Here is a 25,260-nt window from a genome sequence, read left to right as displayed (position 1 = left end):
GCACCGCGGCGCACGCGTCTTTGCGCGGGACGCGGGGCGTCGCTAGGATGCCGGCAGGCCCTCGCCGCCACGCACAGGAACAGGCATGAATCCCGCCGTTGCCCGCCAGGGCATCATCTCGCTGAAATTCAAGGACACCTACGCGCTGTACGGCGCCTACATGCCGTTCCTCAAGCAGGGCGGCCTGTTCGCGGCCACCACGCAGAGCTATGCGCTGGGCGACGAGGTGGTGCTGCTGGTCAACCTGGAAAGCGCGGGCGAGCGCCTGTCGGTGGCGGGCAAGGTGGCGTGGGTGACGCCGCCCAGCGCGCAGGGCAATGGCCGCGTGGCCGGCATCGGCGTGCAGTTCAACGAATCGCCCGACGGCGAGGCCGCGCGCAGCCGCATCGAGGCGCTGCTGGCCGGCCTGCTGGGCTCGGAGCGACCCACGCTCACCATGTAGCCGTCCGCGGCCGTCGCCCGCGCTCGTCCCGGCCCCGGAAGGAATTCGCGTCAGCCGATCAGGCACTTGCGCGCCCGGCAGTGCGGCGCATCCGTGGACAGGGGTTGCGGCGGGCCCGCGGCCTCGGCCGCCGCGGCGCATCCGTCACGCTGCCACGACAGTCAAGGCTTGTCGGCATACCTATACGCGCTGGTACAATGCCGGGATTCCCGAATTTGTATCGTGGAATTCCGGATGTCCGCCGCGGCGCGTGCGGACGATCGTGGCCGCAAGGCCTGTCCCGAGGTTCCGGACCGTTTCCCCGACGGTCGCTGATGCGCCCCGCGGCGCGGAGGTAAGTTTCATCGTGCTTGCCGAATACTGGCCAGTTCTCCTGTTCATCCTCGTCGCCGCCGGCCTCGGCATCGCGCTGCTGGTGATCGGCATGCTTGCCGGTCCGCGTCGTCCCGAGTCGGAAAAGCTCTCGCCGTACGAGTGCGGCTTCGAGGCGTTCGAGGATGCCCGCATGCGCTTCGACGTGCGCTACTACCTGCTGGCGATCCTGTTCATCATCTTCGACCTGGAAATCGCCTTCCTGTTCCCGTGGGCGGTGGTGTTCAAGCAGATCGGCATCGTGGCGCTGATCGAGATGGCGCTGTTCCTGCTGCTGCTGGTGATCGGCTTCGCCTACGTCTGGAAGAAGGGAGCGCTCGAATGGGAGTGATGTCCGCCATCGATCGGGTGATGCACAACCCGCAGCCGCTGAACCTGGTGGACGACATCCTGCGTCCGGCCGGGGACAATCCCGTGGTGCAGCGCGGCTTCGTCACCACCAGCGTGGACGCGCTGATGAACTGGGCGCGCACCGGCTCGATGTGGCCGATGACCTTCGGCCTGGCCTGCTGCGCCGTTGAAATGATGCACGCCGGCGCCGCGCGCCTGGACCTCGACCGCTACGGCGTGATCTTCCGCCCATCGCCGCGCCAGTCCGACGTGATGATCGTGGCCGGCACCCTGGTCAACAAGATGGCGCCCGCGCTGCGCAAGGTCTACGACCAGATGCCCGACCCCAAGTGGGTGATCTCGATGGGCAGCTGCGCCAACGGCGGCGGCTACTACCACTACTCCTATTCGGTGGTGCGCGGCTGCGACCGCATCGTGCCGGTGGACATCTACGTGCCAGGCTGCCCGCCCACGGCCGAGGCGCTGATCCACGGCATCCTGCAGCTGCAGAAGAAGATCCGCCGCACCAGCACCATCGCCCGCGGCTGAGGCACGAGCCATCATGACCGATACTTCCAAGACCTCGCTGGCCGGGCGCCTCGCCGCGCGGTTCGGCGACACGCTGAAGATCAGCGTCGTCCGCAACGAGACCACCGCCGAGCTGGCGGCCGCCGACCTGCTCGCGGTGGCCGCGGCGCTGCGCGACGAGCCGGAGTTCCGCTTCGGCGAGCTGATCGATCTGTGCGGCGTCGACTACCTGGGCTACGGCCAGACCGAGTGGGACACCAGCGACGTCTCCTGGACCGGCTTCTCGCGCGGCGTGGAAGGCGAGGCGGTGGGCCGCTTCCGCTGGGACGACCGCCCGCGCGACGTGGGCCAGCCGCGCCGCTACGCCGCGGTGATCCACCTGCTGTCGGTGGAGAACAACCGGCGCCTGCGCCTGCGCGTGTTCTGCGCCGACGACGCGCTGCCGGTGGTGCCCTCGGTCACTGGCATCTGGCCGGGCGTCAACTGGTTCGAGCGCGAGGCGTTCGACATGTACGGCATCATCTTCGAAGGCCATCCGGACCTGCGCCGCATCCTCACCGACTACGGCTTCGTGGGGCATCCGTTCCGCAAGGATTTCCCGCTGATCGGCAACGTGGAAGTGCGCTACGACCCCGAGCAGAAGCGCGTCATCTACGAACCCGTGTCGATCGAGCCGCGCGTGCTGGTGCCGCGCACCATCCGCGACGACGCCGACCTCGCCCAGGCCAAGGCCGAAGCCGCCGACCACTGGCGGGAGAATTGAGATGGCCCAGGAAATCCGCAACTACACGATGAACTTCGGCCCGCAGCACCCGGCCGCGCACGGCGTGCTGCGCCTGGTGCTGGAGATGGACGGCGAGACCATCGTCCGCGCCGACCCGCACATCGGCCTGCTCCACCGCGGCACCGAGAAGCTGGCCGAGTCCAAGCCGTTCAACCAGTCGATCGGCTACATGGACCGCCTCGACTACGTGTCGATGATGTGCAACGAGCACGCCTACGTGCGCGCGATCGAGACCCTGCTGGGCATCGAGGCGCCCGAGCGCGCGCAGTACATCCGCACGATGTTCGACGAGATCACCCGCATCCTCAACCACCTGATGTGGATCGGCTCGAACGCGCTCGACCTCGGCGCGATGGCGGTGTTCCTGTACGCCTTCCGCGAGCGCGAGGAGCTGATGGACTGCTACGAGGCGGTCTCCGGCGCGCGCATGCACGCCACCTACTACCGCCCCGGCGGCGTCTACCGCGACCTGCCGGCGCAGATGCCGCAGTACCGCGAGTCGCCCTGGCACAAGGGCAACGACCTGAAGCGCCTGAACCGCTGGCGCGAGGGTTCCATGCTCGACTACCTCGAGGCCTTCACCGCCGACTTCCCGACCAAGGTGGACGAGTACGAGGAACTGCTCACCACCAACCGCATCTGGAAGCAGCGCACGGTGGGCATCGGCGTGATCCCGCCGGAAGTCGCCCAGCAGTGGGGCATGACCGGCGCGATGCTGCGCGGCTCCGGCGTGGCGTGGGACCTGCGCAAGAAGCAGCCCTACGCCAAGTACGCCGAGATGGACTTCGACATCCCGGTGGGCGTCAACGGCGACTGCTACGACCGCTACCTGGTGCGCGTCGAGGAGATGCGCCAGTCCAACCGCATCATCCGGCAGTGCGTGCAGTGGCTGAAGACCAACCCCGGGCCGGTGATGGTGGAGAACTACAAGGTCGCCCCGCCGAAGCGCGAGGAGATGAAGGAGAGCATGGAAGCGCTCATCCACCACTTCAAGCTGTTCACCGAGGGCTACGGCGTGCCGGCCGGCGAGACCTACTGCGCGGTCGAGGCGCCGAAGGGCGAGTTCGGCTGCTACCTGGTCTCCGACGGCGCCAACAAGCCGTTCCGCGTGCACCTGCGCGCGCCGGGCTTCGCCCACCTGTCCTCGATCGACGCCATCGTGCGCGGCCACCTGCTGGCCGACGTGGTGGCGATGATCGGCACTTATGACCTCGTGTTCGGCGAAGTCGATCGCTGAGCCGGCACGACGGAGAAACGCATGAAAGCCACCGGACATTACGACCAGGTCAAGAACGTCGATCCGCTCGTCGTGCTCGACGAGCACACGCGCCAGCACATCGACCACTGGCTGACCAAGTTCCCGCCGGACCGCAGGCGCTCGGCGCTGATCCAGGCGCTGTTCGCCGCGCAGGAGCAGAACAAGGGCTTCCTCACCGACGAGCTGATCACGGCGGTGGCGAAGTACCTCGACCTGCCCGCGGTGTGGGCCTACGAGGTGGCCAGCTTCTATTCGATGCTGGAGACGAAGCCGGTGGGCCGCAACAACGTGGCGATCTGCACCAACATCTCGTGCTGGCTCAACGGCGCCGAGGACCTGGTGAGGCACTGCGAGAAGAAGCTGGGCATCAAGCTCGGCGAGAGCACCCCGGACGGCCGCGTCTACCTCAAGCAGGAGGAGGAATGCATCGCCGCCTGCGTGTACGCGCCGGCGATGACGGTGAACGGCCACTACCACGAGCGGATCACCCCCGAGAAGCTCGACCAGATTCTGGACGGCCTGGAGTAAGCGCGACATGGCAAGCACTACCGGTCCGGTCGGACCCGCCCCCCAGGACCACCAGGTCGTCTACACCACGCTGCATTTCGACAAGCCGTGGGCGATGGCCAGCTACGAGCAGGTGGACGGCTACAAGGCGTGGCGCAAGATCCTCGCCGAGAAGCCCGATCCCGCCGGCCTGGTCGAGGAAGTCAAGAAATCCAGCCTGCGCGGCCGCGGCGGCGCGGGCTTCCCCACCGGCCTGAAGTGGTCCTTCATGCCGAAGGGCGACATGCAGAAGTACATCCTGTGCAACTCGGACGAATCCGAGCCAGGCACCGCCAAGGACCGCGACATCCTGCGCTACAACCCGCACGCGGTGATCGAGGGCCTGGCGATCGCCTGCTACTGCACCGGTTCCACCGTGGCCTACAACTACCTGCGCGGCGAGTTCCACCACGAGCCGTTCGAGCACTTCGAGGAAGCGCTGAAGGAAGCCTACGCGGCCGGCCTGCTCGGCAAGAACGTGCAGGGCAGCGGCATCGACGTGGACATCTACGGCGCGCTCGGCGCCGGCGCCTACATCTGCGGCGAGGAAACCGCGCTGATGGAGTCGCTGGAAGGCAAGAAGGGCCAGCCGCGCTTCAAGCCGCCGTTCCCGGCCAACTTCGGCCTGTACGGCAAGCCCACCACGATCAACAACACCGAGACCTACGCCTCGGTGCCGGCGATCCTGCGCAACGGCGCCGACTGGTTCCTCAACCTCGGCAAGCCGAACAACGGCGGCCCGAAGATCTTCTCGGTCTCCGGCCACGTCAACAAGCCCGGCAACTTCGAGATCCGCCTCGGCACCCCGTTCAAGGATCTGCTGGAGATGGCCGGCGGCGTGCGCAATGGGCACGCACTGAAGGCGGTGATCCCCGGCGGCTCCTCGATGAAGGTGCTCAACGCCGAGGAAATGCTGGCGGCCACCATGGACTACGACTGCCTGCAGAAGGCGGGCTCGGGCCTGGGGTCCGGCGCGGTGATCGTGATGGACGAGACCACCTGCATGGTCAAGGCCTGCCATCGCATCGCGCGCTTCTACAAGGCCGAGTCCTGCGGCCAGTGCACGCCGTGCCGCGAAGGCACCGGCTGGATGTACCGCGTGCTCACGCGCATCGTGGAAGGCAAGGGCACGCAGGACGACCTGCACCGCCTCAAGGCCATCGCCGGCCAGATCGAAGGCCACACCATCTGTGCGTTCGGCGAAGCCGCCGCGTGGCCGGTGCAGGGCTTCCTCGCCAAGTTCTGGAACGAATTCGAATACTACGTGCAGCATGGTCGCTCGATGACCGAGGACCGGCTCGCCGCCAACCGTGGAGTCGCTGCCTGATGAGTGCGCAGCCAACCAGCAATGCCGCGCCCGACCTCGTCAACATCGAGATCGACGGCAAGCCCACGCAGGTCCGCAAGGGCGCGATGATCATCGAGGCGGCCGACGCCATCGGCGTCGCCATCCCGCGCTTCTGCTACCACCGCAAGCTGCCGATCGCCGCCAACTGCCGCATGTGCCTGGTCGACGTGGAGATGGGCGGCCGCCCGATGCCCAAGCCGCAGCCGGCCTGCGCCACGCCGGTGGGCGAGGGCATGAAGGTCACCACGCGTTCGGACAAGGCGCTGAAGTTCCAGAAGGACGTGATGGAGTTCCTTCTGATCAACCACCCGCTGGATTGCCCGATCTGCGACCAGGGCGGCGAGTGCGAGCTGCAGGACGTGGCGCTGGGCTACGGACGCAGCGTGTCGCGCTACACCGAGCGCAAGCGCACCATTGCCGACGAGAACCTCGGGCCGCTGGTCGCCACCGAGATGACCCGCTGCATCCAGTGCACGCGTTGCGTGCGCTTCACCAGCGAGATCGCCGGCAGCTACGAGCTGGGCGGCATGAGCCGCGGCGAGAACCTGCAGATCGGCACCTACATCGGCAAGACGGTGGAGACCGAGCTGTCGGGCAACATCATCGACGTCTGCCCGGTGGGCGCGCTCACCAACAAGCCGTTCCAGTTCAAGGCGCGGGCCTGGGAGCTGATCGCCAAACCGTCGGTCGCCTGGCACGACGCGCTGGGCTCGAACCTGTGGCTGCACACCCGCCGTGGCGAGGTGCTGCGCACGGTGCCGCGCGACAACGAAGCGATCAACGAGTGCTGGCTGTCCGACCGCGACCGCTACAGCCACCAGGGCATGTACGCGGCCGACCGTGCCGGCGTGCCGGAAGTGAAGCGCAACGGCCAGTGGCAGCCGACCACCTGGGAGGACGCGCTGGGCACCGCCGCCGAAGCGTTGAAGAGCGTGCCGGGCAGCGAGCTGGGCGTGCTGGTGCATCCGGCCACCACCAACGAGGAGGCTGACCTGCTGCTGCGCCTCGCGCGCGGCCTGGGCAGCGCCCACGTCGACCACCGCCTGCGCCAGCTCGACTTCGCCGACAACGCCGCGGCCGTGCGTTTCGGCGTGCCGGTGGCCGAGGTGTCGCAGGTGCGCGCCGCGCTGCTGGTCGGCTCCGACCTGCGCCGCGAGATGCCGCTGCTCAACCATCGCCTGCACCAGGCGGTGAAGAAGGGCGCCAGGGTGTTCGCGGTCAACCCGGCCGACTTCGAGTTCAACTACGCGCTGGCCGGTGCCGAGATCGTGCCGCCGCAGGGCATGGTCGACGCGCTGCTGGCGCTGGCCAAGGCCGCCGTGGCGTCCGGGGCCGCGGCCCCGGCGGCGCTGGCCGACGCCATCGCCGGCGCATCCGGCGACCAGGGCGACAGCGACGCCATCGCCGCGCTGAAGGCCGGCAAGGCGGTGGTGATTCTCGGCGAGGCGGCGGTCACCCACCCGCAGGCGTCCTGGCTGCGCGCGCTCGCCCGTTTCGTCGCCGAAGCCACCGGCGCCGGTTACGACGAGCTGCCGGTGGGCGCCAATGCTGTGGGCCTGGCCCAGCTCGGCGTGGCGCCGGGCAACGGCGGCCTGGACGCGCAGGCGATGCTGGCGCAGCCGCGCCAGGGCTACGTGCTCTACGGCGTGGAGCCGCCGCACGACTTCGCCGACGGCGCCCAGGCGCTGGCCGCGCTGCGTGGCGCCCGGCAGGTGGTGGCGTTCAGCGCCTACGCCAGCGCCGCGCTGCGCGAGGTGGCGGACGTGATCCTGCCGATCGCGCTGCTGCCCGAGATGGACGGCACGCTGGTGAACGTGGACGGTCTGGCGCAGGAAGTGCTGGCCGGCGCCAAGGCGCCGGCCGAGGCGCGCCCGGGCTGGAAGGTGCTGCGCGCGCTGGGCGGCGCGATGAACCTGGCCGGTTTCGAGTTCAACGACCTGGCCGGCTTGCGCGACGGCATCGCGGCCCGCCCGGTAGCGAGCCGCGAGGGCCTGGCCGTCCGGTCGCCGGCGGCTGGCCTGGTCCGCCTCGCCACTTGGCCGATCTACCGCAGCGACGCGGTGCTGCGCCGGGCCGCCGCGCTCAACGCGCATCCGTTGAACCGGGCGCCGGCCGTGCGCATCAATGCCGCCGAAGCCGCCCGGCAGGGCCTCGCCGACGGCGCACAGGTGCGCGTCGGCGACGCGACGCTGCCGGTGGTCGTCGACCGCGCGTTGCCCGACGGCGCCGCGTGGATCGAGGCCGCGCAGGACTCCACCGCCACGCTGCCGCCCTACGGCGCAGCCATCACCCTGAGCAAGGCATAAGGCCCATGGGCGAACAGATCCTCAACCAGGTCATCTGGCCGGTCATCTACATCCTGTGCATCGCCGTCCCGGTGATCCTCGCGGTGGCGATGTTCGTGTACTGGGAGCGCAAGGTCATCGGCTGGATGCACGTGCGCATGGGGCCGAACAAGGTCGGCCCGCTGGGCCTGCTGCAGGCCTTCGCCGATGTGGTCAAGCTGCTGGTCAAGGAGGTGATCCTGCCGACCAACGCGAACCGGTTCCTGTACTACCTCGCGCCGATGCTGGCGCTGGTGCCGGCGTTCGCGGCGTGGGCGGTGATCCCGTTCAACGACAAGCTGGTGCTGTCCAACGCCAACGCCGGCCTGCTGTACCTGCTGGCGATGACCTCGCTGGGCGTGTACGGCATCATCCTCGCCGGCTGGGCCTCGAACTCGCGCTACGCGCTGCTCGGCGCGATGCGCTCGGCGGCGCAGGTGATCTCCTACGAGCTGGCGATGGGCCTGTGCCTGGTCTGCGTGCTGGTGCTGGCCGGCTCGCTCAACCTCACCGACATCGTGCACGCGCAGGCCGGCCACAAGGGCCTGTTCGACTGGTTCTGGCTGCCGCTGCTGCCGGTGTTCGTGATCTACTTCATCTCCGGCGTGGCCGAGACCAACCGCGCACCGTTCGACGTGGCGGAGGGCGAGTCGGAGATCGTTGCCGGCTTCCACGTGGAGTACTCCGGCTCGGCGTTCGCCATCTTCTTCCTGGCCGAGTACGCCAACATGATCCTGGTGAGCTTCCTCGCCTCGATCCTGTTCCTGGGCGGCTGGCTCAGCCCGTTCCCGGAAACCTGGGGCTTCATCGGCCACGGCAGCTTCCTGTGGCTGTTCGTCAAGGCCTTCGTGTTCGCCTTCATGTTCCTGTGGTTCCGCGCCACCTTCCCGCGCTACCGCTACGACCAGATCATGCGGCTGGGCTGGAAGGTGTTCATCCCCATCGCCATCGTCTGGGTGCTGGTGGCCGGGTGCCTGAAGTACTACGGCCTGGTGGTCGCAGGGGCCTGAGATGAGAACTCGCCGCGAGCACCCGCCCCTCATCCGACCCCTTCGGGGCCACCTTCTCCCCGCAGGGGAGAAGGGCAGTATGCCGAGAGCTTTTTGATGAAACGCATAATCAGCTATTTCAACAGCCTGCTGCTGGCCGAACTGCTCAAGGGCATGGGCCTGACCCTGCGCTACATGTTCAGCCCGAAGTACACGATGCGCTACCCGATGGAGCACATCCCCAAGTCGAATCGTTTCCGCGGCCTGCACGCGCTGCGCCGCTACGCGAACGGCGAGGAGCGCTGCATCGCCTGCAAGCTGTGCGAGGCGGTGTGCCCGGCGCTGGCGATCACCATCGATTCGGCGCCGCGCGAGAGCGACGGCCAGCGCCGCACCACGCGCTACGACATCGACCTGTTCAAGTGCATCTTCTGCGGCTTCTGCGAGGAAAGCTGCCCGGTCGACTCGATCGTGGAGACGCACGTGCACGAGTACCACTTCGAGCAGCGCGGCGAGAACGTGGTGACCAAGCCGCAGCTGCTCGCCATCGGCGACCGCTTCGAGGCCGAGGTCGCCGCCGCCCGCGCGCAGGACGCGGCGTACCGCTGAGGATGGAACGTCATGATTGATCCGAACCTGTTCCAACTCGTCTGCTTCTACGCCTTCGGCATCGTCACGGTGGGGGCCGCGCTGGCGGTGATCACCCTGCGCAACACCGTGCACGCGGTGCTGGCGCTGGTGCTGACCTTCTTCAGCACGGCCTGCATCTGGATGCTGGCGGAGGCCGAGTTCCTCGCCATCGCGCTGATCGTGGTCTACGTGGGCGCGGTGATGGTGCTGTTCCTGTTCGTGGTGATGATGCTGGACATCGACCTCGAACGGGTGCGCGAGGGCTTCGTGAAGTTCCTGCCGGTGGGCCTGATCGTGGCCCTGGTGATGCTGGTGGAGATGCTTGCGCTGATCGGCGTGCGCGCGATGCACGCGCAGACGATGGGCGCGAACCCGGCCACCGCCGCCGACCAGTCCAACACCGCCTGGCTGGGCACGGCGCTGTACACGCACTACCTGCTGCCGTTCGAGATCGCCGCGCTGATCCTCACCGTGGGCGTGGTCGTCGCGGTGGCGCTGACGCTGCGCCATCGCCGCGGCGCCAAGTACCAGTCGGCGAGCGAGCAGGTCAGGGTGAACCCGCGCGACCGCATCCGCGTGCTGAAGATGGAGGCCGTGCGCCCCGTCGAGCCGCAGGCGACCGAACAGCCGGCCCAGGAGACCAAGCCATGATCACCCTCTCGCACTTCATCGTGCTCGGCGCGGTTCTGTTCTGCATCGCCGTCGCCGGCCTGTTCATCAACCGCAAGAACGTGATCGTGCTGCTGATGGCGATCGAGCTGATGCTGCTGGCGGTGAACATCAACTTCGTGGCGTTCTCCCGCTTCAACCACGACGTGGCGGGGCAGGTGTTCGTGTTCTTCATCCTCACCGTGGCCGCGGCGGAATCCGCCATCGGCCTGGCGATCCTGGTGCTGCTGTTCCGCAACCGCAGCACGGTCAACGTCGCCGAAATCGACAGCATGAAGGGTTGATCCGATGGAATTGTCCACCTCCATTCTGTTGACGATCGCGCTGGCGCCGCTGGCCGGCTGCCTGCTGGCCGGCTTCCTCGGCCGGCAGATCGGCCGGGCGGGCGCGCACAGCGCGACCATCCTCGGCCTGGTGATCTCCTGCGCGCTGTCGTTCTACGTGCTGTACCAGATCGCCTTCGCCGGCGCGCCGGCCTACAACCACGACCTGTACACCTGGTTCGAGATCGGCCGCCTGCACGCCAGCGTCGGCTTCATGGTCGACCGCCTCACCGCGATGATGATGGTGGTGGTGACCTTCGTGTCGCTGCTGGTGCACGTCTACACCATCGGCTACATGGCGGACGACCCGGGCTACCAGCGCTTCTTCAGCTACATCTCGCTGTTCACCTTCTCCATGCTGATGCTGGTGATGGCGAACAACTTCCTGCAGCTGTTCTTCGGCTGGGAGGCGGTGGGCCTGGTGTCGTACCTGCTGATCGGCTTCTGGTTCAAGCGGCCGACCGCGATCTTCGCCAACCTCAAGGCGTTCCTGGTCAACCGCGTGGGCGATTTCGGCTTCCTGCTGGGCATCGCCGCGGTGCTGTACTTCCTCGGCACGCTGGACTACGCCACCGCGTTCGCGGCGGCGCCGACCCTGGCCGGCAAGACGCTGGCGATCACCCAGGGCACGCACTGGGACGCCGCCACGGTGATCTGCATCCTGCTGTTCATCGGCGCGATGGGCAAGAGCGCCCAGGTGCCGCTGCACGTATGGCTGCCCGACTCGATGGAAGGCCCCACGCCGATCTCCGCGCTGATCCATGCGGCGACCATGGTGACCGCGGGCATCTTCATGGTGGCGCGCATGTCGCCGATCTTCGAGCTGTCGCAGGGCGCGCTCAGCTTCGTGATGGTCATCGGCGCCACCGGCGCGCTGTTCACCGGCCTGATCGGCATCGTGCAGAACGACATCAAGCGCGTGGTGGCGTATTCCACGCTGTCGCAGCTGGGCTACATGACGGTGGCGCTGGGCGTGTCGGCCTACGCCGGCGCGGTGTTCCACCTGATGACCCACGCCTTCTTCAAGGCCCTGCTGTTCCTGGGCGCGGGCTCGGTGATCATCGCCATGCACCACGAGCAGGACATGCGCTACATGGGCGGCCTGCGCAAGTACATGCCGGTCACCTGGATCACCATGTGGATCGGCTCGCTGGCGCTGGTGGCGGTGCCGTTCACCTCGGGCTTCTATTCGAAGGATGCGATCATCGAGGCGGTGGGCGAATCGCACCGCTGGGGTTCGGGCTATGCCTATTTCTGCGTGATGGCCGGCGCCTTCGTCACCGCGCTGTACACCTTCCGCCAGATGTACCTGACCTTCCACGGCAAGGAACGCTTCACGGTGGTGGAACACCATGGCCATGGCCATCACGACCATGACGACCACGGTCACCACAAGCCGGGCGAACTGGCGCACGCGCCGCACGAGTCGCCGTGGGTGGTGACGCTGCCGCTGGTGCTGCTGGCGATCCCGTCGCTGCTGGTGGGCTTCTTCACCGTGGGTTCGATGCTGTTCGGCGGCTGGTTCGGCACGGCCATCCACGTGGACGAGGCGAACAACGTGCTCGGCGAGATGGGCGCGCACTTCGAGGGCGCGGTGGGGATGGCGCTGCACGGCTTCTGGAGCGTGCCGTTCGGTCTGGTGCTGCTGGCCTTCGCGATCCAGACCTACATCTACCTGTTCAACCCGGCGCTGGCCGGCCGCATCAAGTCCGCGTTGAAGCCGCTGTGGACGGTGCTGGACCGCAAGTACTGGGTGGACGACGTGTACTTCGCGCTGTTCGCCAGGGGCGGCGTCAAGCTGGGCCGGCTGTTCTGGAAGGCGGGCGATGCCGCGGTGGTGGACGGCGTGCTGGTCAACGGCTCGGCGCGACTGGTCGACCGCGTCGCCGCCGGCGTGCGCCGGCTGCAGTCCGGGTATCTCTATCACTACGCCTTCGCGATGATTGTCGGCCTGATCCTGCTGCTGGGCGGGTACTGGTTGATCGGGCAATAAGGGAAGCAAGCACACATGTTCAATCACTTGCTCAGCCTGCTGATCTGGCTACCCATCGTCGGCGCCGTGCCGGTGCTGCTGGCCGGCTCCAGCCGGCCCAACGCGGCGCGCTGGCTCGCCCTGCTGTTCATGGTGCTCACCTTCGCGGCGAGCCTGTTCCTGCTGCCCCGGTACGACGCGGCGGCGGGCGGGCTGCAGCTGGTGGAAAGCCACGTCTGGATCGCCTCGCTCGGCGTGCACTACGGCCTGGCCGTGGACGGCATCTCGGTCGCGCTGATCCTGCTCACCACCTTCGTCGGCATCCTGGTGGTGGTCGGCGCGTGGGAGGTGATCCAGAACCGGCCGCACCAGTACATGGCCGCGATGCTGGTGCTCGAGGGCCTGATGATCGGCGTGTTCTGCGCCACGGACGCGTTGCTGTTCTACGTGTTCTTCGAGGCGATGCTGATCCCGATGTTCATCCTGATCGGCGTCTGGGGTGGCCCGCGGCGCGTGTACGCCACGCTGAAGTTCTTCATCTACACGTTCTTCGGCTCGGTGTTCATGCTGATTGGCCTGCTGTACCTGTACCACAAGGCGGGCACCTTCGACCTGCACGCGCTGGCGGCGCTGCCGCTGTCGTTGAAGGAGCAGAGCTGGCTGTTCTTCGCCTTCCTGATCGCCTTCGCGATCAAGGTGCCGATGGTGCCGGTGCACACCTGGCTGCCGGACGCCCACGTGGAGGCGCCGACCGGCGGCTCGGTGGTGCTGGCGGCGGTGATGCTGAAGGTGGGCGCCTACGGCTTCCTGCGCTTCACCCTGCCGATCGTGCCCGACGCGGCCGCCCACTACGTGTGGCTGATCGTGGTGCTGAGCCTGGTCGCGGTGGTCTACATCGGCTACGTGGCGCTGGTGCAGGAGGACATGAAGAAGCTGGTGGCGTATTCCTCGGTGGCCCACATGGGCTTCGTGACGCTGGGCATCTTCGTCGGCTACCTGCTGGTGCGCGACGCGGGCAACGTCGACGCCGCCAAGCTGGGCATGCAGGGCGCGATGGTGCAGATGATCTCGCACGGCTTCGTCTCCGGCGCGATGTTCTCCTGCATCGGCGTGATGTACGACCGCCTGCACACCCGCCTGATCAAGGACTACGGCGGCGTGATCAACGTGATGCCCTGGTTCGGCTTCTTCTATGTGCTGTTCGCGATGGCCAACTGCGGCCTGCCGGGCACCAGCGGCTTCGTGGGCGAGTTCATGGTGATCCTGGCCAGCTTCAGCGCCAACCCGTGGATCGCGCTGTTCGCCGCGTTCACCCTGATCATCGGCGCGGCCTACACGCTGTGGATGGTCAAGCGCGTGCTGTGGGGCGAGGTGGGCAACGCCCACGTGGCCGAGATGAAGGACATCAACGGCCGCGAGACCTTCGTGCTGGCGGCGTTCGCCGCGCTGGTGCTGCTGATCGGCATCTGGCCCGAGCCGCTGGTGCACCTGATGGACAGCTCGGTGGCGCAGCTGGTGCAGCAGTTGGGCACCCACAAGATCTGATCGAGAGCGACACACATGCCGACTTTGAACGACATCCTTGTCCTGCTGCCGGAGTTCTACTTGGTGGCCGCGGCGTGCCTGCTGTTGCTGGTGGACGCCTTCATGAAGCCCGAGCAGCGCGGCGCGCTGCACTGGCTGTCCATCATCGTGCTGCTGGTGGCGATCTACCTGGTGGTCGCCGGGCAGCCGCAGGGCACCGTCACCGCCTTCGACGGCATGTTCGTGCGCGACCGCGCGGCCGAGATCCTCAAGGTGTTCGCGCTGTTGTGCGTGGCATTGGTGTTCGTCTACGCGCGCCCCTACCTGGTGGACCGCAAGCAGTTCCAGGGCGAGTTCTACACGCTGATGCTGTTCGCGGTGATCGGCGTGATGCTGCTGGTCTCGGCCGGCAACCTGGTGATGGTCTACCTGGGCCTGGAGCTGCTCACGCTGTCGTCCTACGGCCTGGTGGCGCTGAACCGCGACTCGCCGTTGTCGTCCGAGGCGGCGATGAAGTACTTCGTGCTGGGCGCGCTGTCCTCGGGCATGCTGCTGTACGGCATGTCGATGGTGTACGGCGCCGCCGGCACGCTGGACCTGGCCGCGCTGCACGGCGCCGCGTCGCACAGCGGCCTGCCGCACCTGATGCTGTTCGGCCTGATCTTCATGCTGGTGGGCATCGCCTTCAAGCTGGGCGCCGCTCCGTTCCACATGTGGATCCCGGACGTCTACCAGGGCGCCACCACACCGGTCACCACCTTCATCGCCTCGGCCTCCAAGCTGGCCGCGTTCGGCATGGCCTATCGCCTGCTGGAAGCGGGGCTGGGCGACCTGTCGCACTACTGGCAGCCGATGCTGGCCGCGATCGCGGTGCTGTCGCTGGCGATCGGCAACCTGGTCGCCATCGTGCAGAGCAACCTGAAGCGCATGCTGGCCTATTCGACCATCTCGCACATGGGCTACCTGTTGATCGGCCTGGTCAACGCCGGGCCGGAAGGCTACGCCTCGGCCATGTTCTACGCGATCAGCTACGCCCTGATGGGCACGGCCGCGTTCGGCGTGATCCTGGCGCTGGCGCGCGCGGGCTTCGAGTGCGAGGAGATCGACGACTTCAAGGGCCTCAACCAGCGCTCGCCGTGGATGGCCTTCCTGATGATGCTGGCGATGTTCTCGCTGGCCGGCGTGCCGCCGCTGTACGGCTTCTTCGCGAAGTACCTGGTGCTGCAGGCGGCGATCGACGCCAACATGCTGTGGCTGGCCGTCGTCGGCGTGGTGTTCGCCATCATCGGCCTGTACTACTACCTGCGCGTGGTGAAGGTGATGTACTTCGACAAGCCGGAAGAGGGCACGCATGTCGTGGTGCAGCCGGATGCCGGCCTGCGCGTGGTGCTGTCGCTGAACGCGCTGGTGCTGGTGGCGCTGGGCCTGTACTGGGGGCCGCTGCTGGGCTGGTGCCGGCAGGCGTTCGCGGGCTGAGCTTCACGCCGCGTGGATGCTTCCATGAAGATAAAGTGCGACGGCGGGCTTGCAGTAAACCGGTTACCCCGTTAAACTTTGCGGACTCTGATGCGGGGTGGAGCAGTCTGGCAGCTCGTCGGGCTCATAACCCGAAGGTCGCAGGTTCGAATCCTGCCCCCGCTACCAGGTCTTTCTTGGACAAGAAAGCCTCCTCGTGAGGCTTTTTTGTTGGGCGCAAGGATGCGTCGCATCGACGGGCGCGACCCAGGTCGCGCCGGATGCCGGAACGGCGCTGGCTGGAGTCGGGACATCGGCGGAACAGGGAAATGGGCCGTTCGAGCCCATTTTTTGTTTCTGGCGACGATTGACGGAAGGCATCCAAGGCGGAGCCCATGGACACGCAAGCATTGGCACAACGTTTCAGCGCGGCACTGGGCGATCTCGGCCTGGAATGCCTCGGCCTGGAGTTCACCCCGGCGCAGGGGCAGAGTACCCTGCGCGTCTACCTGGACGTGCTGGACCGGGCGGAAGGCCGCGAGGTCACCCTCGACGACTGCGAGGCGGCCAGCCGCGAGCTTTCGGCACTGCTCGACGTGGACGATCCGATTCCCGGCCACTACGTGCTGGAAGTCTCCTCGCCGGGCCTGGACCGGCCGCTGTTCACCGCGGAGCAGTTCGCCCGGGTCGTCGGGCAGGACGTGAAGGTCCTGCTGAAGGCGCCGGTCGAGGGCCGTCGCCGCCTGCGCGGCAAGCTCGTCTCGGCGGACGACGGGCGCATCGCGCTGGAGGCCGAGGGTCGCACGTTCGACTTCGCGCATGCCGACGTCGAGAGTGCGCGCGTGGTGCCGGACTGGGCCGCGCTGGGCTACGTGCCGCGGCCGAAGCCCGGCGGCAAGAACGCCAAGGGCGGCAGGAAGTAAGCATACAGGCCGGCGGCCGGAAGACGGAGCAGAAGCCGGAAGAATTGAAGAGTGCGGCCACGGATGGCCGCTTTTTGACTCTCTTGCATGCATGGATGGATGCACAAACGCTGGAGTGGCAGCAATGAGCAAAGAACTTCTGCTGGTGGTTGACGCGGTGGCCAACGAGAAGGGCGTGCCGCGCGAAGTGATCTTCGAGGCGATGGAGGCCGCGCTGGCTTCCGCGGCGAAGAAGCGCTACCCCGACGAGGACCCGGACATCCGCGTGGCGATCGACCGCGACAGCGGCGACTACGAGACCTTCCGCCGCTGGGAAATCATCGCCGACGACGGCGAGATGGAATCCCCGTTCTGGCAGCTGCGCCTGATGGACGCGCTGGACGAGCGCGAGGACGCCCAGGTCGGCGAGTACATCGAGCAGCAGATCGAGAACGCGGAGTTCGGCCGCATCGCGGCGCAGGCCGCCAAGCAGGTGATCGTGCAGCGCGTGCGCGAGGCCGAGCGCCAGCAGGTGGTCGATGCCTACAAGGATCGCATCGGCGAGCTGATCACCGGCATCGTCAAGCGCGTCGAGCGCGGCAACGTCTACCTCGACCTGGGCGGCAACGCCGAGGCCTTCATCCCGCGCGACAAGTCCATCCCGCGCGAATCGGCCCGCGTCGGCGACCGCGTGCGCGGCTACCTGTACGAGGTGCGCTCGGAAGTGCGCGGCCCGCAGCTGTTCGTGTCGCGCGCCGCGCCGGAATTCATGATCGAGCTGTTCAAGCTCGAGGTGCCTGAAGTCGGCCAGGGCCTGGTCGAGATCAAGGGTTGTGCCCGCGACCCGGGCGACCGCGCCAAGATCGCGGTGATCGCGCACGACAGCCGCACCGATCCGATCGGCGCCTGCATCGGCATGCGCGGCTCGCGCGTGCAGGCGGTGTCCAACGAGCTCAACGGCGAGCGCGTCGACATCATCCTGTGGCACGAGAACCAGGCGCAGTTCGTGATCAACGCGATGGCGCCGGCCGAGGTGCAGTCCATCATCATGGACGAGGAAAAGCACTCGATGGACATCGCGGTGGCCGAGGACAAGCTGTCCCAGGCGATCGGCCGCGGCGGCCAGAACGTGCGCCTGGCCAGCAAGCTCACCGGCTGGCAGCTCAACGTGATGACGCAGGACCAGGTCGCCGCCAAGAGCGAGGCCGAGCAGGAGGCCGCGCGCCAGCTGTTCATGGACAAGCTCGAGGTTGACCAGGAGATCGCCAACATCCTGGTGCAGGAAGGCTTCTCCAGCGTCGAGGAAATCGCCTACGTGCCCAGCGGCGAGCTGCTGGCGGTGGAAGGCTTCGACGAGGACATCGTCGAGGAGCTGCGCGCCCGCGCCCGCGATGCGCTGCTCACCGAGGCGCTGGCGGTGGAAGAGGACATCGACGAGCACCAGCCGAGCGAGGAGCTGCTGGCGCTCGAGGGCATGGACGAAGGCACGGCCTATGCGCTGGCCGGCCGAGGCGTGTCCACGGTGGACGATCTGGCCGACCAGGCGGTCGACGACCTGATCGACATCGAGGGCATGGACGAGGAACGGGCGGCGGCGCTGATCATGGCGGCGCGCGCCCCGATGATCGCGCGCCTGGAGAAGGGCGGCTAACCGCGGGCGGCAGCGCCCGGGACGGGCGCGCCGGGGGAGGCGGGAGCCTCCCGCCAGGGAGGGTGGTGGCCATGCGGAGATCCGCATGGGCGATGAGCGCGGGAACGGCGGAGAACGAACACGATGTCGGAAGTCACGATCAAACAACTCGCCCAGGTACTGGGCATGCCGGTGGACAAGCTGCTCGGCCAGCTTGGCGAGGCCGGCATGAAATTCTCCGATCCGGAGCAGGTGATCAGCAGCACCGAGAAGGTGAAGCTGCTGGGCTTCCTGCGCCGCACGCACGGCAAGGGCGACGCCGTGGCCGAGGTCGAGGACAGCGCGCCGCGCCAGATCACCCTGCGACGCCGCAAGGTCAGCGAGCTGAAGGTCGCCACGCCCGGCGGCCGCGGAGCCACCGGCGGCGCCAAGACGGTGAACGTGGAAGTGCGCGCCAAGCGCACCTACGTCAAGCGCAGCGTGATCGCCGAGGAGGCCAGCGCCGAGCCCGAGCGCGAGGAGGCCGTACGCCGCCTCGCCGAGTCGCAGCAGCAGCGCGAGCAGGAAGAGCGCGAGCGGCACGAGGCCGAGCAGCGTCGCCAGCAGGAAGCGCACGAACAGGAAGCGCGGCGCCAGGCCGAGGAAGCCGCGCGCCAGGAGCGCGAGCGCCTCGCCGCCGAGCGCGCCGCCCACGAGGCACAGCAGGCCTCCGCCGCACCGGCCGAGGTCGCCGAGCCCGATGTGCCGGCCGCGGCACCGGCTCCGGCGGTTCCTGCCGCTGCCGAGACCAAGGCCGAACCGGCCTCGGGCAGCACCGACCACAGCAGCTTCGGCCTGATCGTGCCGCGCATCCACGAGCCGCGCAAACGCGAGAAGAAAGTGGTGGCGCCGGCGCCCGCGCCGGCTCCCGCGCCGGCGCCGGCCCCGTCGGCGGGTGGCGGCCGCGACGGCAAGGCCCGCCATGGCCGGGACCGCGACGAAGGCCCCGGCGGCAAGCGTTTCGCCGGCGGCGAGCTGCACCTGTCCGACGCCGATCGCGCACGTCGCTCCAACCGCCGCGGCAAGCCGGGGCGTGGCGCGGCGCGCGAAGTGTCGCGCGGCGCCTCGTCGTCCGGTCCGCACGGCTTCACCCGTCCCACCGCCGCGGTGGTGCGCGAGGTGGCGATCGGCGAGGCCAACGTGGTCGCCGAGCTGGCGCAGAAGATGGCGGTCAAGGGCTCGGAGGTGGTCAAGACCCTGTTCAAGATGGGCGTGATGGCCACCATCAACCAGACCATCGACCGCGACACCGCCACCCTGGTGGTGGAAGAGCTGGGCCACACGCCGGTCGACGCCACCGAAAACAACGCCGAGGCCGCGCTGGCCGCGCACACCCAGAGCGTGGAACTGGAGGGCGAGAAGGAATCGCGTCCGCCGGTGGTCACCATCATGGGCCACGTCGACCACGGCAAGACCTCGCTGCTGGATTACATCCGCCGCACCAAGGTGGCGGCGGGCGAGGCCGGCGGCATCACCCAGCACATCGGCGCGTACCATGTCGAAACGCCGAAGGGCGTGATCACCTTCCTCGACACCCCGGGCCACGCCGCGTTCACCGCGATGCGCGCCCGCGGCGCGCAGTCCACCGACATCGTGGTGCTGGTGGTCGCCGCCGACGACGGCGTGATGCCGCAGACGGCCGAGGCCGTGCAGCACGCGCGCGCCGCCAAGGTGCCGCTGATCGTGGCCTTGAACAAGATGGACAAGTCCGACGCCAACCCGGACCACGTCAAGCAGGGCCTGGCCAACCTCGAGGTCATCCCGGAGGACTGGGGCGGCGACACCATGTTCGTGCCGGTGTCGGCCAAGACCGGCATGGGCATCGACGAGCTGCTCGACGCGATCTCGGTGCAGGCCGAGGTGCTGGAGCTGACCGCCGTGCACGACGGCCCGGCCTCGGGCGTGGTGATCGAATCCAGCCTGGACAAGGGCCGCGGCCCGGTGGCCACGGTGCTGGTGCAGCAGGGCACGCTGAAGCGCGGCGACTTCGTGGTCTGCGGCGTGGAGTACGGCCGCATGCGCGCGCTGGTCGACGAGACCGGCAAGACCGTGCAGGAGGCCGGTCCGTCGATCCCGGTGCAGGTGCTGGGCCTGTCCGGCGTGCCCGAGGCGGGCGACGACTTCGTGGTGGTGGCCGACGAGCGGCTGGCCCGCGAAGTGGCCGCCGAGCGCCAGCAGAAGCGCCGCGAGACGCGCCTGGTCAGCAAGGCCAACCGCCTCGAGGACATCATGGCGCAGATGGGCCAGGGCAACGAGCAGCAGACGCTCAACATCCTGGTCAAGGCCGACGTGCAGGGTTCGGTGCAGGCGCTGCGCGATTCGCTCAGCGCGATCGGCAACGAGAACGTGAAGGTCAATGTGATTTCCGCCGGCGTCGGTGGCATCACCGAGTCCGACGCGACGCTGGCCGCGGCCTCCAAGGCACTGGTGATCGGCTTCAACGTGCGTGCCGACGCCTCGGCGCGCAAGGTGATCGACACCGCCGGCCTGGACGTGCGCTACTTCTCGATCATCTACGACGTGATCGACCAGGTGAAGCAGGCGGCTTCCGGCCTGCTGGGCGTGGAAGTGCGCGAGGAGATCCTGGGCATCGCGCAGGTGCGCGAAGTGTTCCGCAGTTCCAAGTTCGGTGCGGTCGCCGGCTGCATGGTCACCGAGGGCCACGTCAAGCGCAGCAAGCCGATCCGCGTGCTGCGCGACAACACGGTGATCTTCGAGGGCGAGCTGGAATCGCTGCGCCGCTTCAAGGAACTCGTGGACGAGGTGCGCAACGGCATGGAATGCGGCATCGCCGTGAAGCAATACAATGACGTCAAGGTCGGCGACCAGATCGAGTGCTTCGAAAGGATCGAAGTCGCCCGCACCTTGTGATGTTCGGGCCCCTCTCCCCCGGGAGAGGGGTTGGGTCGAGGGTTCCGGGCTTGCGTGGAACTTCGCATGGGCCGTGAACCCTCATCCACCCTTATTCGCACCATCCACGGTGCTTACCCCTGGCGGGGCCGGCTTTCGCCGTTCCGCAAACGCTCCAGGCGTTTGCAGGTCGGGGCACCTTCTCCCGAGGGAGAAGGGATTTCGTCTTTCGGAGTTTCTGATGCCCTCCCGCGACTTCAAACGCACTGACCGTGTAGGCGCCGAGCTCCGCCGCGAGCTCGGCCTGCTGGTGCATGCGGCCGTGCGCGACCACGGGCTGCCGTCGTGCAGCGTGTCCGACGTGGAGGTCACCCGCGATCTGGACTGGGCCACGGTGTGGGTCATCGCGCTGCTGCCGCAGCAGTCGGCCGAGGCGGTGAAGGCGCTCAACGGCCTCGCCGGCGAGTTCCGCCGTGCGCTGTCACGCGGCATGCGCCTGCGCCGGGTGCCCGAACTGCGCTTCAAGTACGACGACTCGATGGACAAGGGCGAACGCATCGACGCCCTGCTGCGCGAGGGCACGCCCCCGCGCGACGACGAAGGCGCCTGAGCGCCGGATACCGCTACACCGTGGGCCAGTACCGTCATCGCATCCGTTTCCGCGAGCTGCACGGCATCGTGCTGCTGGACAAGCCCGAGGGGCTGAGCTCCAGCCAGGCGCTGCAGTCGGCGCGCCGCACGCTGCGCGCCGCCAAGGGTGGCCACGCCGGCGCGCTGGACCCCCTGGCCACCGGCCTGCTGCCGCTGTGCTTCGGCGAGGCGACCAAGCTGGCCCATGGCCTGCTGGGCTCGCGCAAGGCCTACCTGGCGGAATGCCGCCTCGGCATCACCACCACCACGGCGGACCGCGAGGGGGACATCGTCGCCGAGCGCCCGGTCCCGGTGCTGGACGAGGCCCGGGTCGAGGCCGCCCTGGCGCGCTTCCGCGGGCGCATCGTGCAGGTGCCGCCGGCGTATTCGGCGCTGAAACAGGGCGGCGAGCCGCTGTACGTGAAGGCACGCCGCGGCGAGGCGGTGGACGTGCCGCCCCGCGAGGTGGATATCTTCCGCCTGGAGGCGCGCGGCCACGCCGCGGACCGCCTGGACCTGTACGTGGAATGCGGCTCGGGCACCTACATCCGCAGCCTGGCGGTGGACCTGGGCGAGGCGCTGGGCTGCGGCGCCCACCTGGCCTCCCTGCGCCGGCTGTGGGTGGAGCCGTTCCGCGAACCGTCGATGACCACCCTGGAGCAGCTGGAACAGGCCATGGCGCAGGGCGACCAGGCGCTGCAGGGGCTGCTGCTGCCGATCGACGTCGCGGTGGCGGACCTGCCCGCGCTGCACCTGGACGCGGCCCAGAGCCTGGCGGTGGTGCAGGGGCGCCGGATCGAGCTGCCGGGCCGGGCGCCGGGCCGCTGCGCCGCCTTCGCCAGCGACGGCCGCCTGCTGGCGCTGGGCGAGCTGGACGAGGGGGGGCGGATGCAGATCCTGCGCGGCTTCAACCTGCCCCCCGCATGAGCGGCAGTCCACGTTTCCGGCCCCGGAGCGGGCGCCGCCGGGCCGCGGTCTTGTTGCGGTGCGCCCGCTCTAGCTAGAATATGCCGCTTGTATTGTCGCGTTTCATCAACTGGACGAAGCTTGCGCAACGGCATCGCTGTGGTGATGTTGCGCAAGCTTCGTGTCGCTTTCGAGGAAAAGTAACCATGTCTCTCACTGTAGAACAGACCAGCAAGATCATTGCTGATTACGGCCGCGTGCCGAACGATACCGGTTCGCCGGAAGTGCAGGTGGCCCTGCTGTCCGCCCGCATCGACCACCTGACCGACCACTTCAAGACCCACAAGCAGGACCACCACTCCCGCCGCGGCCTGCTGCAGCTGGTGAACCGCCGCAAGAGCCTGCTGGCCTACCTGAAGGACAACGACCTGGCTCGCTACCAGAGCCTGATCGAGCGCCTCGGCCTGCGTAGGTGATTTCTGCGTTCGTCCATGAACGCGAGGATCGAGAAGCGGCCATCCATGGCCGCACTGTTTGATTTATGCGTTCGTGCATGAACGCGGAGATCAAAAAGCGGCCATCCGTGGCCGCACTCTTCAATAGGAAATCATCGTGGCGAAAGTAACCAGGTCATTCCAGTACGGTAATCACGAAGTCACGCTGGAGACGGGCGAAATCGCCCGCCAGGCCTCCGGCGCGGTCATGGTCAGCATGGGCGGTACCGTCGTGCTGGTCACCGCGGTGGCGGCGGCCAAGGCGAAGGAGGGGCAGGACTTCTTCCCGCTCACCGTCGACTATGTGGAAAAGTTCTACTCCGCCGGCCGCATCCCCGGCGGCTTCTTCAAGCGCGAGGGTCGTCCCACCGAGAAGGAAACGCTCACCTCGCGCCTGATCGACCGCCCGGTGCGCCCGCTGTTCCCTGACGGCTTCAAGAACGAAGTGCAGGTGATCGCCCAGGTCGTCTCGCTCAACCCCGAGGTCGACGGCGACATCCCGGCGCTGCTCGGCGCCTCCGCCGCGCTGTGCCTGGCCGGCATCCCGTTCAAGGGCCCGATCGGCGCCGCCCGCGTGGGCTACGCCAACGGCCAGTACCTGCTGAACCCCGACACGTCCGCCCTGGCCGGCTCGCAGCTGGACCTGGTGGTCGCCGGCACCGCCAGCGCGGTGCTGATGGTGGAGTCCGAGGCCGAGCTGCTCTCCGAGGACGTGATGCTGGGCGCGGTGATGTTCGGCCACCAGCAGATGCAGGCCGCCATCAAGGCCATCAACGAGTTCGTGGCCGAGGCCGGCCGCAAGCCGTTCAAGTGGGAAGCCCCGGCGCGCAACGAGGCGTTGTTCGCCGCGCTGAACGGCGCCATCGGCAACCGCCTGGTCGAAGCCTTCGCGATCCGCGACAAGCTGGAGCGCCGCGACGCCATCGCCGCGCTGAAGTCCGACGTCAAGGCCGCCGTGGCGGCCCAGGCCGAGGCCGGTGGCTGGAGCGCGCTGGAGATCTCCGATGCGTTCGAGGAAATCGAGTACCGCACCCTGCGCGACGGCGTGCTGAAGAGCAAGGTGCGCATCGACGGCCGCCAGCTGGACGACATCCGTGCGATCACCGCCCGCGTGGGCGTGCTGCCGCGCACCCATGGCTCGGCGCTGTTCACCCGCGGCGAGACCCAGGCGCTGGTCACGGTCACCCTCGGCACCACCCGCGACGCGCAGATCATCGACGCGCCGGCCGGCGAGTCCAAGGATCCGTTCCTGTTCCACTACAACTTCCCGCCGTTCTCGGTGGGCGAGGCCGGCCGCTTCGGCGCGCCGAAGCGGCGCGAGATCGGCCACGGTCGCCTCGCCAAGCGCGGCGTGCAGGCGGTGAAGCCCTCGGTCGAGGAGTTCCCCTACGTGCTGCGCGTGGTGTCGGAAATCACCGAATCCAACGGCTCCTCGTCGATGGCCTCGGTGTGCGGCTCCTCGCTGGCGATGATGGACGCCGGCGTGCCGCTGAAGGCGCCGGTGGCCGGCATTGCGATGGGCCTGGTGAAGGAAGGCGACGATTTCGTCGTGCTGTCCGACATCCTGGGCGACGAGGACCATCTCGGCGACATGGACTTCAAGGTGGCCGGTTCGTCCGAGGGCATCAGCGCCCTGCAGATGGACATCAAGATCGACGGCATCACCGAGGAGATCATGAAGGTGGCGCTGGCCCAGGCCAAGCGCGGCCGGCTGCACATCCTCGGTGAGATGGCCAAGGCCCTCAGCACCGCGCGCACCGAGATGAGCGAGTACGCGCCGCGTCTGATCACCATCAAGATCCACCCCGACAAGATCCGCGAGGTCATCGGCAAGGGCGGCGCCACGATCCGCTCGATCACCGAGGAGACCGGCGCCACCATCGACATCAACGACGACGGCACCGTGATCATCGCCTCGGTCAACCGCGGCGCGGGCGAGGCAGCGAAGAAGCGCATCGAGCAGATCGTGTCCGACGTCGAGCCGGGCCGCATCTACGAAGGCAAGGTCGCCAAGCTGATGGACTTCGGCGCGTTCGTCACCATCATGCCGGGCAAGGACGGCCTGGTGCACGTGTCGCAGATCTCCAACGAGCGCGTCGAGAAGGTGTCCGACAAGCTCAAGGAAGGCGACATCGTCAAGGTCAAGGTGCTGGAAGTGGACAAGCAGGGCCGCATCCGCCTGTCCATGAAGGCGGTGGCCGAGGACGAGGCCGCCGGCGCCTGACCGGCGCGCCGCCGCGGCGGCGAAACGTTCCATGCGGGGCCCGGCATGACCGGGCCCCGCGCGTTTGTACGGGGGCGCATTTGCTACGATG

At 68.0% G+C, this 25,260-nt stretch carries 22 protein-coding genes and 1 tRNA gene; all 23 read left to right on the top strand.

Going from position 1 to position 25,260, the window contains the following annotated elements; all coding sequences use genetic code 11:
* The first annotated feature begins 85 nt into the window (after window positions 1–85).
* The 23 genes from QMK61_RS00915 (at window position 86) to pnp (ending at window position 25,169) form a co-directional block, all read left to right on the top strand.
* Complete coding sequence (locus QMK61_RS00915; RefSeq protein ID WP_302069809.1) at window positions 86–442, top strand: PilZ domain-containing protein; 357 nt, start codon at window positions 86–88, stop codon at window positions 440–442.
* Window positions 443–788: 346 nt separating this feature from the next.
* Complete coding sequence (locus QMK61_RS00910; protein ID WP_302069808.1) at window positions 789–1,145, top strand: NADH-quinone oxidoreductase subunit A; 357 nt, start codon at window positions 789–791, stop codon at window positions 1,143–1,145.
* Window positions 1,136–1,693, top strand: coding sequence for an NADH-quinone oxidoreductase subunit B (locus tag QMK61_RS00905; protein WP_302069807.1), 558 nt, complete (start codon window positions 1,136–1,138; stop codon window positions 1,691–1,693). The genes QMK61_RS00910 and QMK61_RS00905 overlap by 10 nt, the downstream gene beginning before the upstream one ends.
* 13 nt (window positions 1,694–1,706) lie before the next feature.
* Entirely contained in the window at window positions 1,707–2,435 is a 729-nt protein-coding gene (locus tag QMK61_RS00900) for an NADH-quinone oxidoreductase subunit C (RefSeq protein WP_302069806.1), read from the top strand.
* Between the two features lies 1 nt (window position 2,436).
* On the top strand, window positions 2,437–3,693 hold the full coding sequence (locus QMK61_RS00895) for an NADH-quinone oxidoreductase subunit D (protein WP_302069804.1): 1,257 nt from the start codon (window positions 2,437–2,439) through the stop codon (window positions 3,691–3,693).
* Between the two features lie 21 nt (window positions 3,694–3,714).
* Window positions 3,715–4,242, top strand: a complete 528-nt coding sequence (gene nuoE, locus QMK61_RS00890; protein ID WP_302069803.1) for an NADH-quinone oxidoreductase subunit NuoE — start codon at window positions 3,715–3,717, stop codon at window positions 4,240–4,242.
* A gap of 7 nt (window positions 4,243–4,249) precedes the next feature.
* The gene (gene nuoF / locus QMK61_RS00885; protein WP_302069802.1) at window positions 4,250–5,587 is read left to right on the top strand and encodes an NADH-quinone oxidoreductase subunit NuoF; all 1,338 of its coding nucleotides are present in this window, start codon (window positions 4,250–4,252) and stop codon (window positions 5,585–5,587) included.
* A complete protein-coding gene (gene nuoG, locus QMK61_RS00880) occupies window positions 5,587–7,914 on the top strand; it encodes an NADH-quinone oxidoreductase subunit NuoG (RefSeq protein WP_302069801.1) in 2,328 nt (775 codons plus the stop codon). Before nuoF ends, nuoG begins: the two co-directional genes overlap by 1 nt.
* A 5-nt stretch (window positions 7,915–7,919) precedes the next feature.
* Window positions 7,920–8,942, top strand: coding sequence for an NADH-quinone oxidoreductase subunit NuoH (nuoH, locus tag QMK61_RS00875; protein ID WP_302069800.1), 1,023 nt, complete (start codon window positions 7,920–7,922; stop codon window positions 8,940–8,942).
* Window positions 8,943–9,038: 96 nt separating this feature from the next.
* Window positions 9,039–9,530, top strand: coding sequence for an NADH-quinone oxidoreductase subunit NuoI (gene nuoI / locus QMK61_RS00870; protein WP_302069799.1), 492 nt, complete (start codon window positions 9,039–9,041; stop codon window positions 9,528–9,530).
* Window positions 9,531–9,542: 12 nt separating this feature from the next.
* The gene (locus tag QMK61_RS00865) at window positions 9,543–10,202 is read left to right on the top strand and encodes an NADH-quinone oxidoreductase subunit J (RefSeq protein WP_302069798.1); all 660 of its coding nucleotides are present in this window, start codon (window positions 9,543–9,545) and stop codon (window positions 10,200–10,202) included.
* Complete coding sequence (gene nuoK, locus QMK61_RS00860; protein WP_302069797.1) at window positions 10,199–10,504, top strand: NADH-quinone oxidoreductase subunit NuoK; 306 nt, start codon at window positions 10,199–10,201, stop codon at window positions 10,502–10,504. The genes QMK61_RS00865 and nuoK overlap by 4 nt, the downstream gene beginning before the upstream one ends.
* A gap of 4 nt (window positions 10,505–10,508) precedes the next feature.
* Window positions 10,509–12,536, top strand: a complete 2,028-nt coding sequence (gene nuoL, locus QMK61_RS00855) for an NADH-quinone oxidoreductase subunit L (protein ID WP_302069795.1) — start codon at window positions 10,509–10,511, stop codon at window positions 12,534–12,536.
* 15 nt (window positions 12,537–12,551) lie between these two features.
* Entirely contained in the window at window positions 12,552–14,060 is a 1,509-nt protein-coding gene (locus tag QMK61_RS00850) for an NADH-quinone oxidoreductase subunit M (RefSeq protein WP_302069793.1), read from the top strand.
* Between the two features lie 15 nt (window positions 14,061–14,075).
* A complete protein-coding gene (gene nuoN, locus QMK61_RS00845; RefSeq protein ID WP_302069791.1) occupies window positions 14,076–15,515 on the top strand; it encodes an NADH-quinone oxidoreductase subunit NuoN in 1,440 nt (479 codons plus the stop codon).
* Window positions 15,516–15,606: 91 nt separating this feature from the next.
* Window positions 15,607–15,683, top strand: a tRNA-Met gene (locus QMK61_RS00840).
* A gap of 206 nt (window positions 15,684–15,889) precedes the next feature.
* Complete coding sequence (gene rimP, locus QMK61_RS00835; RefSeq protein ID WP_302069789.1) at window positions 15,890–16,417, top strand: ribosome maturation factor RimP; 528 nt, start codon at window positions 15,890–15,892, stop codon at window positions 16,415–16,417.
* A gap of 124 nt (window positions 16,418–16,541) precedes the next feature.
* Entirely contained in the window at window positions 16,542–18,047 is a 1,506-nt protein-coding gene (gene nusA, locus QMK61_RS00830; protein WP_302069787.1) for a transcription termination factor NusA, read from the top strand.
* Between the two features lie 123 nt (window positions 18,048–18,170).
* Window positions 18,171–20,936: a translation initiation factor IF-2 gene (gene infB / locus QMK61_RS00825; protein WP_302069786.1), complete on the top strand. Its 2,766-nt coding sequence runs from the start codon at window positions 18,171–18,173 to the stop codon at window positions 20,934–20,936.
* A 220-nt stretch (window positions 20,937–21,156) separates the two neighbouring features.
* Window positions 21,157–21,525 (top strand): 30S ribosome-binding factor RbfA, encoded by a 369-nt coding sequence (rbfA, locus tag QMK61_RS00820; RefSeq protein ID WP_302069785.1) that lies wholly within the window; start codon window positions 21,157–21,159, stop codon window positions 21,523–21,525.
* A gap of 20 nt (window positions 21,526–21,545) precedes the next feature.
* Window positions 21,546–22,472 (top strand): tRNA pseudouridine(55) synthase TruB, encoded by a 927-nt coding sequence (gene truB, locus QMK61_RS00815; protein WP_302069783.1) that lies wholly within the window; start codon window positions 21,546–21,548, stop codon window positions 22,470–22,472.
* Between the two features lie 185 nt (window positions 22,473–22,657).
* A complete protein-coding gene (rpsO, locus tag QMK61_RS00810) occupies window positions 22,658–22,927 on the top strand; it encodes a 30S ribosomal protein S15 (RefSeq protein ID WP_302069782.1) in 270 nt (89 codons plus the stop codon).
* 136 nt (window positions 22,928–23,063) lie between these two features.
* Window positions 23,064–25,169, top strand: a complete 2,106-nt coding sequence (gene pnp, locus QMK61_RS00805; protein WP_302069781.1) for a polyribonucleotide nucleotidyltransferase — start codon at window positions 23,064–23,066, stop codon at window positions 25,167–25,169.
* Window positions 25,170–25,260: the final 91 nt, after the last annotated feature.

Origin of the sequence: Fulvimonas sp. R45 (assembly GCF_030504985.1) — a bacterium.
GTDB lineage: Bacteria > Pseudomonadota > Gammaproteobacteria > Xanthomonadales > Rhodanobacteraceae > Rhodanobacter_A.
Note: the sequence above shows the minus strand (reverse complement) of the source record. Positions and strands in the feature narration are given on the sequence as shown.